Raw genomic sequence first — 273 nt, 5'->3', positions numbered from 1 at the left:
GCAGCGTGCCCTCGACGCAGACATACACGTGCCGCCGAGGGCACGTATCCGGGGCCTCGAACGCCTCACGATCGGTCACACCGAGATCGCCGCGATGCGCGTACCCGACATTCTCGAGCGCGGCGATCGTTGCGGGAACGGCGGCGCGTTCGACGACGATGTCGATGTCGAGGATCGGCTTCGCCGCAAGTCCCGGCACGGACGTCGAACCGACATGCTCGATCGAGCGGACGGGGACCTCGGCGAGGGCATCGGCGAGCGTGGCCTTCACCC

At 68.5% G+C, this 273-nt stretch carries 1 protein-coding gene; it reads right to left on the bottom strand.

What is annotated here, in order from left to right; all coding sequences use genetic code 11:
• Nucleotides 1-273, bottom strand: a 273-nt coding sequence (locus tag SB658_RS23950; protein ID WP_410602828.1) for a GrpB family protein, incomplete at both ends; no start/stop codon positions are given.

Source organism: Bacillus sp. SIMBA_008, assembly GCF_046535495.1.
In the GTDB taxonomy this organism is placed as follows: domain Bacteria; phylum Bacillota; class Bacilli; order Bacillales; family Bacillaceae; genus Bacillus; species Bacillus subtilis.
This window is presented reverse-complemented; position numbering and strand designations above follow the sequence as displayed.